The organism is Flexivirga sp. (assembly GCF_035551235.1).
GTDB lineage: Bacteria > Actinomycetota > Actinomycetes > Actinomycetales > Dermatophilaceae > Flexivirga.
On record NZ_DASZNO010000032.1, the window covers coordinates 53,143 to 61,752 of the forward strand.

An 8,610-nucleotide genomic window follows, 5' to 3' on the forward strand; every position below is an offset into this window, starting at 1 on the left:
CCGAGCTGTTGCCGGCCGGCTGACGCGGAAAGGGACGGCGTGTGGTCCCACGCCGTCCCTCCCTGCGAACTCGCCCGGGTCAGCAGGTACCAGCGATCGATTCCCGGGTGACCAGGTCGGTACGGGCGTAGCTGGTGTCCAGCCAGACCAACCGCTGGCCGTCGCCGAGCTGGGGCGCGATCTCCGCGCCGGCGCCGCAGGCAGCACGCTGCCAGGTCGCCTTGCCGGCGAGCAGATCCTGCACCGGTGCGATCTGCACCTTCGGCATCTCCTCGTTGCTGGGTGCGGAGCCCAGGATGCTCCACGGGCCGTAGGTGTCGAACGCGGCGTAGTCATCGTTCACCGTGAACGATGCGCTGTAGAGGCCCTTGCCGAAGTCCAGCTTCCGCATCGTCGTCGCGTCGGCCGGGTCGGCGAACAGTACCGAGTCGCCGAATCCGGAGGTCTGGACGAACAGGCCGGTGGCGTTGAACTGCAGGCTCTTGACCGAGGTGAAGACCCAGCCCGGGATCTTTTTGCTGCTGGTCCGGCCGTCGGTGAGATTGACGGTGTTGACCGTGTGACCGGAGTCGACCCACGCCAGGTCGTCACCGTGCACCGCTACCCGGGTCGCGTGCGTGCCGGACGCAGCTGTCAGGTTCCGTGCCGGCTCGTCACCCTGTTTCACCCAGACGTCGGTCTCGTCGCCGCGCACGTCCAGCCAGGCCACGGTGGTGCCGGAGACCGACGGCATGATCTGGTCGCCTTCGCTGCCGGCGACGACCCTCGTTCCGCCGAGACCCTCACCCTTCTGCTCCACGATGTCGACGGACGTGGGCGTGATCCGGGTCCAGACCAGGCGGTCGCCGTCCATGGCCGGGTTGAGATCCCATCCATCGTGGTCATTGATCGTCCGGGTTTTGTCCGGCTTGCCGAACTCGCCGGTGACGATGTTGAACTGGTTGTCGCCGGCGAAATACTTCTCGACGTCCATCACCGAGCTGGCCCATCGATCGCCGTCGATCGCGGCAGAGGTCTGCGCCGACTGCGCCCAGCCCTCGTATGTCGGAACCATGTCCTTGATCAGGGGAGTGGCGTCACTGGTCCGGGTCTTCTCCTCCCAGCCCGAGTAGATGCCGTGGTCGTCGAACGCCTTGCCGATATCTGCGAGCTGGGCGGCCGAAAGGCCCTGCGCCTTCGCGGCATACTCCACGGCTGTGCGCATGTCGGTGAAGTTCGACAGCGGTGTCAGGTAGTCGGTCTGAGCGGCATACACCAGCTGGTCGGTGATGGTGCCACCGAGCTTCTGGCGGATGTCCCACAGCGCTCCGCCGACGATCGTCGAGTTGGCGTGCACGCCGCCGTTGTCGTAATCGACCGGCAGCAATTGGTAATCCGTCCCGGCGACTCTGCCGTCGTTGAGATCGCGCAACGCGCAGTCCTTGGGCGCCTTGTCGGTGCAGAGGTATTCGCCGATCAGACCGGAGTCGGGGTCGTTCATCGCGATGCCGAGGTCGTCGTCCTCCATGGCGTTCCCGAAGTAGTCGCTCACGGCTTCATTCAGCGCGCCGCTCTGGTTGAGGTAGATCAGGTTGGCGGTGTGCTCGGTGATGCCGTGGGTCATCTCGTGCCCGACGACATCCAGCGTGCTGGCGAACGGCACGCCGTTGTAGCTGCCGTAGACCATCTTGGTGCCGTCCCAGAAGGCGTTGGCGTACTCCTTGCCGTTGCTGGTGACATTGACGACGGAGTTCATCGTGCCGCCCTTGCCGTCGATGCTGTTGCGGTCGAGGTGGCTGCGCAGGAACTCGTAGACCTTGCCCGCATTCAGCTGGGCGTCCACGGCCCCGATCGAAGTCGCCGCGCCGTTGAACGTCGTCGTAGGGCTGGTGTAGATCGGGGTGTCGGCAGGCATCGTTCCGGAGTACTCGGTGTAGTTGCGACCCTGCGCGTCATACGTGCGCAGTTCGCCGCCGTTCGTGGCGTGCATGGCTCGGCTCTGATCGCGCAGCTCGTAGCTCCCGGCCACGGTTCGTGTCACCTGGAGCGTGACAGTGGAGCCACGGAAGGTCGTTCCGGTCGCGGTGGCCGGCTCGCCCGGGTCATCGGCGGTGTCGAGTGTGTTGAACGACAGCGCGATGCCGCCGACGCGACCGTCGACGAAGACCTGCTGACTGATCGGCTTACCGGCACGAGAGGTCCCGGATACTTCGAATTGCCAAGCGGGAGAACCTGATCCGTTGGGTAGGACGACGAGACCCTGTGCCGTGATCGTCGGATCCTCGATGCTTGCCACCGTCTGGTCGAGGTGGAGGCGCTGCTGGGCGAGTGTCTGGCTGACCGCCGGCTTCATCGACCCGGACAGCTCGGTGTAGACGTGGCCGGTGGTCGAGTCGACACGAACACCACCGTCGATGTTCCGGGTCTGCACGACGTACTGCGCACCGAAGACGGGGACTCCGTCATACGTCTGCTGGAAGCGAACGGAGGAGTGACCCTTCGCGGTCGAGGTCGTCGCGATCTCCTTCAGCGAGTCGGCGTCGAGGTGGTAAGTGCCGGCGTGCTCGGTCAGATGCGCTCTGGCCGCTGCGGCCGGCTTGCCGGCGTGGACCTTCTTGTCGATTCCGCGAGTCGCCCGAGGTGCCTTCGTGGGGGTGGTGCCCAGGGGGTCGCCGGCGGTGGCGCGCGCCGGAGCGCTCGTGCCCGTGGCAGCCGGAGCCGAGCCGATCTGTGGTGTGGTGGCCTGTGCAGGTGCGCTGACCAGCGCGGTCAGTGTGGTTGCCGCAGCGACTGCGGCGAGCACGCCCTTGAGGGGTGAATTGCTCATCGATCGTCTTCCTTCGTGACGTGCTCCGGCGGGGTCCGGCAGCACTGCCAGGAACGATGCCCGAGCGAGCCGGACCGGAGAACCCTCTGTGCCCGGCGAGGTCTCGCCATGGCGGGAACTCGCACCAGTCGTTGGTATGACGGGTCAGTCCGCAGGGTCGGGCAACCACCCCGCGCGCACTGCGTGGCTGCCCAGCTGGAATCGGCTGCGAGCTTCGGCCAGGCCCATCAGTCGGTGCATCCGGCGCTGGACGGAGCGTGGAGCGATGCCGATCTGACGAGCGATGTTCACATCGGTGAAACCGGCATTGAGCAGGGCAAGGATCGATCGGTCGACCTCGTCGGGCTGTGCCGCGGATGAATCGGTGCCGCGCGCTGCGTCAGCCAGTTGAACTGGCGTGACCTTCCCCGAGGTGATCGCCCACGAGCGCTCGCGGTAGGACACGAAGAGGGCGCGGAACGCCTCGACCAGACCGGGATCGTGGATCAGCGCGGCCGCCGGCTCGCTGGCCTGGCCGGCCGGTGCGACCGGCACCATTGCGATGCGTCGGTCGACCAGGATCATCTGCAGTGGGAGCGAATCGATGACGTGCAATTCCTCGCCGGCTGCCAGGGCGACCCCGGCCAGCGCTCCGGCATCCGGCCGGTCGAACCATGCCCGCTCGATGATGATGACGAAGCGGACCCCACGCCGGATCGCCTCCTTCTCGGCCGGATTGTCCTCGACGGGGACGATCGGTGACCCGCCGTAGAAGGGTTGGAACGCCTCGATCAGCCGGGTGGCGCTCAGCTGGACCTGCGCGAAACGTTGGGCGATCACCTCGCGTCCGTGGACGACCTCGATCGGTGAGCTCGAAGCGTGCGGGCGGCTGGCCTGATAGGCCGCCGAGAGCTTGGCGATGACTCCCTCGGCCGTGGTGAGTTGGCTGCGCCGCGCCGCGAGTAACGGGGTGAGGGCGAGGCTCGGCGGAGTGGCCCGGAGCCGCTTACGGCCAGGCCCGTCCGGAGCGAGCTCGACCGCCAGACCGTGCTCGCGCAGGTCCTCGAACGACGCTGCGACCTCCTCCTCGGCCAGGCCGGTGTGCTTCGCGATCTCCGCGGCATCGGCATCGGCCACCGCCACGAGCGCGCGGTACGTGGCAGCCGATTCCTCGCCCACCCCGAGCACGGACAACTCGTCACCGGCGTCGGCCGAGCCGGACGGTGTTTCGCTCTGCACGCCATACATGATGACAAGGGCGGTGGGTCGGCGCCCAGCGATTGCAGGCATGCTGGCCGGTGATGACGAAACCGATGTGCCTGGTGTTCCTGTTGCGCGGCGACCCCGCCGGCGACGGGGAAGTCCTGCTCGGGCTGAAGCAACGCGGCTTCGGCACGGGGCGGATCGTCGGCATCGGCGGGCACGTCGAGCCGGGTGAGAGCGATGTCGACGCGGCCGTGCGGGAGACCTTCGAGGAGACGGGCCTGACCGTCATACCCACTGACCTGTATGACGCGGGGCGCATCGTCTTCCGGTTTCCCGGCACGCCCGAGTCGGACATGTCGGTGGCGCTCTACCGGTGCACGACGTGGACCGGCGACATGGTCGCCTCCGACGAGCTCGACCCGCAATGGCACCCGGTGGCGGCCCTGCCGACACGGGAGATGTGGGACGACTCGCGCATCTGGCTGCCCCACGTGCTGCGCGGCGAGCGCATCGAGGCCGACATCACGTATGACGCGGCCGGCGCCCTGGTCGCCGACCTCACGCTGCGGGCACGACCGGTCGGTAGCGCCCCACGCGGGGCTACTTGTGGGTAGTGTTTAAAGTCCTGCCACGTACGAATCTCGGGGGCAGGTCCCGAATCTGACCATGGACGTGTCCCGCGCTGCGGGCGACGAGGCGAGGTTACGAGATGACCGACATCAAATTCACGCGCGAGGGAACCGGTGACCCACTGGTCCTCATCCACGGCATTGGACACCAGCGCTCGGCCTGGGGCGACACCTTCGAACTGCTGGCGGAGGACTTCGATGTCATCGCCATCGACCTGCCGGGTTTCGGCCGGTCACCGGCGCCGGACCAGCCGCACAGCTATCGCTTGGACAGCTATGTCGACCAGCTCGAGGAATTCTTCGCCGAGCTCGGCCTGGACCGGCCGCACGTCGCCGGCAACTCGCTGGGCGGCTTGTTCGCGCTCGAGCTGGCAGCACGGGGCGCCGTCCGCACCGCGACCGCGATCTCACCCGCCGGCTTCTGGGGGCCGCTCGGGCTGGCCAATGTGATTGCCAACCTGGCGCTCATGAAGGCCTCGACCTACGTCCCGCGTGCGGTGCTGAAGGTCTTCTCGGACAAGGCGTTCCTGCGCAAGGTGAGCCTGCGTGCGCTCTACTCCCACCCCGAGCGGGTGCCGGCCGACGTCGCGTTCGACGACGCGCTCAACCTGCGCAACTCGCCCGGCTTCTTCCCTGTCGCGTGGTACGCCTCGCGAGCCCGCTACCGTGGCCGGCCGCTGGTGCCGGTGACGATCGCGTGGGGCACCAACGACCGTCTGCTGTTGCCGTCCCAGGCCACGACCGCGCGCGAGGCGCTGCCGACGGTCTCCCACCTGACCCTGCCCGGCTGCGGGCACGTGCCGATGGTCGACAACCCGGAGCTGGTCGCCGGTGCGATCGTGCAGACGGTCGTCCAGGCCGCCGACCGTGCCGGTGAGCCGCTGCTGCATCTGACCGGGGCCTGATCGGTCGGGACCGGCCCGGGTCAGCCGGGCCCGTATGGCGACCCCTGCGCCTCCTGGTCGCGCAGCGCGGTCGCGAGCGCCGCGTGCAGCGATCGTGAGGACGGTTGCACGAAGAGCGACATGCTCGACAGGACGTTCCACGCAGGGTCGACCACGAATTTGATCGCTTCGATGTCGCCGGCCGAGCACCGGATGCGAATCATCGCTGTTTTCTCCCGCCTGAGCGGTGTGGCTGCCATGGTCGCGGATCGGTGGCGGCCGCGCTCAGTGCGTGTCCGTCCTTGGTGCGTCGACATTCGTGCGGTGCGCGGCCGTTCGCACTGAGATGTGAACGCACTATCGACTCATGACTCGTATTGATACAGATCGATCGAGCGCAAGGCAGGGCGCTAGACGATCTGATGCCGGCAGCTTCCACATCCTGAACTCGATATCGCTGGACGATAGTCGGGATAAGGACACCTATGCTGAACATTGTCTATGCTGCTGGATGTGGTGAATATGACGGGAAATCCGCGAAAATCGGGCTTGAGCAGATCCGTCCAGCAGTCATCGTCGGATACGGCACATGATGGGGGAGCGGCGGTGAGTGAGCTCCGGTCGTCTGGTGACGAAGGCGGCGTGATTCCGGTGTTATCACCGGTGGCGGATACGCCGGTGGTGTCGGCGCGGTTGGCGGCGTTGGTAGATGACGCGGTGCCGGAACGCACGCGGATTGCGTATGCCGCGGATTGGCGGCGGTGGGAGGCATGGTGTGCCCGGCACGGGGTGCGGTCCCTACCGGCCCGCCCGCAGGACGTGGCGGAGTACCTCGCGGAGTACGGGGCGGGCATCGAAGAAGGCCGGACTCGCCCGCACGCGGCGTCCACGCTGGAACGGTGGGTGGTCGGGATTGACGCGATGCATCGCCGCCACCGGCTGCCGACTCTCGGTCGGGACGACCTGGTCAAGAAGACGCTGTCCGGCGTGCGGCGCCGGCAGGCCAGAGACAGCTCCATGCCGCGGGTACGCCGCGCCCGACCCCTGGAACTGCACGAGCTGCGGCTGATGCTGCAAGCGATCCAGACCACGAAGTACCCGGCGGGTGTGGCCGCCCTGCGGGATACCGCGCTGTTGTTGTGCGGGTTCGCGGCCGGCCGACGCCGCTCGGAGATCGCCGCCGCCACCATCGGTGACCTGGCGTGGCACGCCCATGACGGGTTTCATTGGCGGATCCCGGTGTCCAAGACCGACCAAGACGGTGCCGGCCTCACGACCGTGTTGTGGCGGGGACGGCACGTAGCGACCTGCCCGCCATGCGCGCTGACCTGGTGGCTGCAACTGCGGGCGGTGCTCGCGTCGGCGGCCGGGGCACCCCCGGGTCGCGACGAAACCCTGCTGACCGCGGCCACCCGATCCCGGCTGGTCGGGCGCCGGCAACGGATCGCGGCGTTGTGGTTCCTGCACCACCACCGTCGCGCGCTTACCGCCGACAAACCTGAGAGGCATGTGTGTCGGACCCCGCCAAGCTGGCGGGCTGCGTTAGGCGCCCCTCCCATCGACGTGGCTGTTCCGGATCTGCCACTGGCATTGGGGGCCGGTGATCCGTTGTTTGTGACGGTGCACCGTGGTGGCCGGGTCGGCGACGCAATCAGCGGGGAAGTGGTCACCGACATCCTGATCCGGGCCCGCACAGCAGCGAAGCTGCCGACCGCCGGTTATTCGGCGCATTCGTTGCGGGCCGGGTTCGTGACCGCCGCCGACCGCGGTGGGGCCACAGTCATGGAGATACAACAACAGACGGGGCACCGCACTCACGAATCTGTGGCTGTCTACCGGCGAAGGTATTCACCCGCCGACGGCAACGCCGTCACCAAACTTGGACTGTGACGATGCCCGATGAGCGGAGCGACTGTTACTTGGGGGTCTTCGTTGTGGGAAGTCCCATGATGGTGAGGAGTTCCCATGCGGTGTGGGCTGCGGCCAGGCCGGTGACTCCGGCGTGGTCGTAAGCTGGGGCAACTTCCACGACGTCTGCGCCGACGATGTTGAGTGGCGTGAGGTCGCGGAGCACTGTGAATAGCTCGCGGGTAGTGATGCCGGCGACTTCGGGTGTGCCGGTGCCGGGTGCGTGTGCGGGGTCGAGCACGTCGATGTCGATGGAAATATAGACGGCTCCGGTGCCGAGGCGTTCCAGGATTTGCTCGGTGATGCCGTGGGTGGTGCGTTCCTGAAAGTCTTCTGCGCGGATGATCTGGAAGCCAGCGCGCTGGTCGTCCTGTAGTTCGCTGGGGTCGTAGATGCCGCCGCGAATGCCGACGTGTTGGCAGTGGTCGAGGTCGAGGAGGCCTTCTTCGGCGGCGCGTCGGAACGGGGAACCGTGCCAGATGGAGGCTCTGTGCAGGACGTCCCAGGTGTCCAGGTGGGCGTCGAAGTGCAGCACGGCCAACGGCCCGTGCACTTCCGCCGCTGCCCTGAGCAGTGGGAGCGCGATCGTGTGGTCCCCGCCGAGTGCCAGGATCCGCGTGCCGTGGGTGGTCAGGCGGCTGGCCTTGGCATGGATGGTCTCCACGGCCGCGTCGATCCCGTAGGGGCCGACCCCGAAATCGCCGGCGTCGACGACCTGTTGGTTCTGGAATGGGAACGTGTCGTGGACCGCGTGGTACGGGTGCAGTTGGCGAGAGTGTTCCCTGATGTGAGACGGGCCGAAGCGCGCCCCGGGGCGGAAGCTCGTGCCGGAGTCGAACGGGACGCCGACGACTGCGATGTCGGCGTGGGGTACCTGGTCGATCCGGGGGAGCAGGGCGAAGGTCGCGAACCCGGCGTAGCGGGGCAGGTCATCTTCCTGCCGTTGCCCACGGATTTCTTCATTGGACATGGTGTCTCCCTTAGCGTTTGGCGCGCTGACGTAGACAGTGCACCGGTTCTGATCAGTTGAGCTCACCAGCATCAGTCGGAAGGCCGAACGGGACTGCTGCACGGATAGGTGACAGGTTGGTAGTCACGCAGCCTGGTCGGCTGGTGTGGTCATGGTGGTCTCGTATTCGATAGGGGTCAACCTGCCGAGGCGGTCTTGCCGGCGGCGTCGGTGGTAGGTGCGTTCGAT

7 protein-coding genes are annotated in these 8,610 nt (G+C 67.2%); 3 read left to right on the plus strand and 4 right to left on the minus strand.

Annotation, left to right across the window (positions count from 1 at the left end; genetic code table 11):
• Positions 1-79 precede the first annotated feature (79 nt).
• The gene (locus VG502_RS11455; protein ID WP_325550187.1) at positions 80-2,806 is read right to left on the minus strand and encodes a M4 family metallopeptidase; all 2,727 of its coding nucleotides are present in this window, start codon (positions 2,804-2,806) and stop codon (positions 80-82) included.
• A 144-nt stretch (positions 2,807-2,950) separates the two neighbouring features.
• Positions 2,951-4,075: a hypothetical protein gene (locus tag VG502_RS11460; protein WP_325550188.1), complete on the minus strand. Its 1,125-nt coding sequence runs from the start codon at positions 4,073-4,075 to the stop codon at positions 2,951-2,953.
• Between the two features lie 11 nt (positions 4,076-4,086).
• Here VG502_RS11460 and VG502_RS11465 point away from each other — a divergent pair, with 11 nt between their 5' ends.
• On the plus strand, positions 4,087-4,605 hold the full coding sequence (locus VG502_RS11465) for an 8-oxo-dGTP diphosphatase (protein WP_325550189.1): 519 nt from the start codon (positions 4,087-4,089) through the stop codon (positions 4,603-4,605).
• Positions 4,606-4,700: 95 nt separating this feature from the next.
• Entirely contained in the window at positions 4,701-5,525 is an 825-nt protein-coding gene (locus tag VG502_RS11470; RefSeq protein ID WP_325550190.1) for an alpha/beta fold hydrolase, read from the plus strand.
• A gap of 20 nt (positions 5,526-5,545) precedes the next feature.
• Here the strand turns inward: VG502_RS11470 and VG502_RS11475 are convergent, their stop codons facing one another.
• On the minus strand, positions 5,546-5,728 hold the full coding sequence (locus VG502_RS11475; protein WP_325550191.1) for a hypothetical protein: 183 nt from the start codon (positions 5,726-5,728) through the stop codon (positions 5,546-5,548).
• Between the two features lie 277 nt (positions 5,729-6,005).
• Here VG502_RS11475 and VG502_RS11480 point away from each other — a divergent pair, with 277 nt between their 5' ends.
• The gene (locus VG502_RS11480; protein WP_325550192.1) at positions 6,006-7,394 is read left to right on the plus strand and encodes a hypothetical protein; all 1,389 of its coding nucleotides are present in this window, start codon (positions 6,006-6,008) and stop codon (positions 7,392-7,394) included.
• A gap of 25 nt (positions 7,395-7,419) precedes the next feature.
• On the opposite strand, the gene speB is transcribed toward VG502_RS11480, so the two are convergent.
• Positions 7,420-8,484: an agmatinase gene (speB, locus tag VG502_RS11485; protein WP_325550193.1), complete on the minus strand. Its 1,065-nt coding sequence runs from the start codon at positions 8,482-8,484 to the stop codon at positions 7,420-7,422.
• Positions 8,485-8,610 lie beyond the last annotated feature (126 nt).

What these genes read in the sequence shown, in the direction of transcription:
- VG502_RS11475 (WP_325550191.1), bottom strand. Translation starts at nt 5,728, where the DNA reads ATGATTCGCATCCGGTGCTCGGCCGGCGACATCGAAGCGATCAAATTC.
- VG502_RS11470 (WP_325550190.1), top strand. Translation starts at nt 4,701, where the DNA reads ATGACCGACATCAAATTCACGCGCGAGGGAACCGGTGACCCACTGGTC.
- VG502_RS11455 (WP_325550187.1), bottom strand. Translation starts at nt 2,806, where the DNA reads ATGAGCAATTCACCCCTCAAGGGCGTGCTCGCCGCAGTCGCTGCGGCA.
- VG502_RS11480 (WP_325550192.1), top strand. Translation starts at nt 6,006, where the DNA reads ATGCTGCTGGATGTGGTGAATATGACGGGAAATCCGCGAAAATCGGGC.
- VG502_RS11460 (WP_325550188.1), bottom strand. Translation starts at nt 4,075, where the DNA reads ATGCCTGCAATCGCTGGGCGCCGACCCACCGCCCTTGTCATCATGTAT.
- VG502_RS11465 (WP_325550189.1), top strand. Translation starts at nt 4,087, where the DNA reads ATGACGAAACCGATGTGCCTGGTGTTCCTGTTGCGCGGCGACCCCGCC.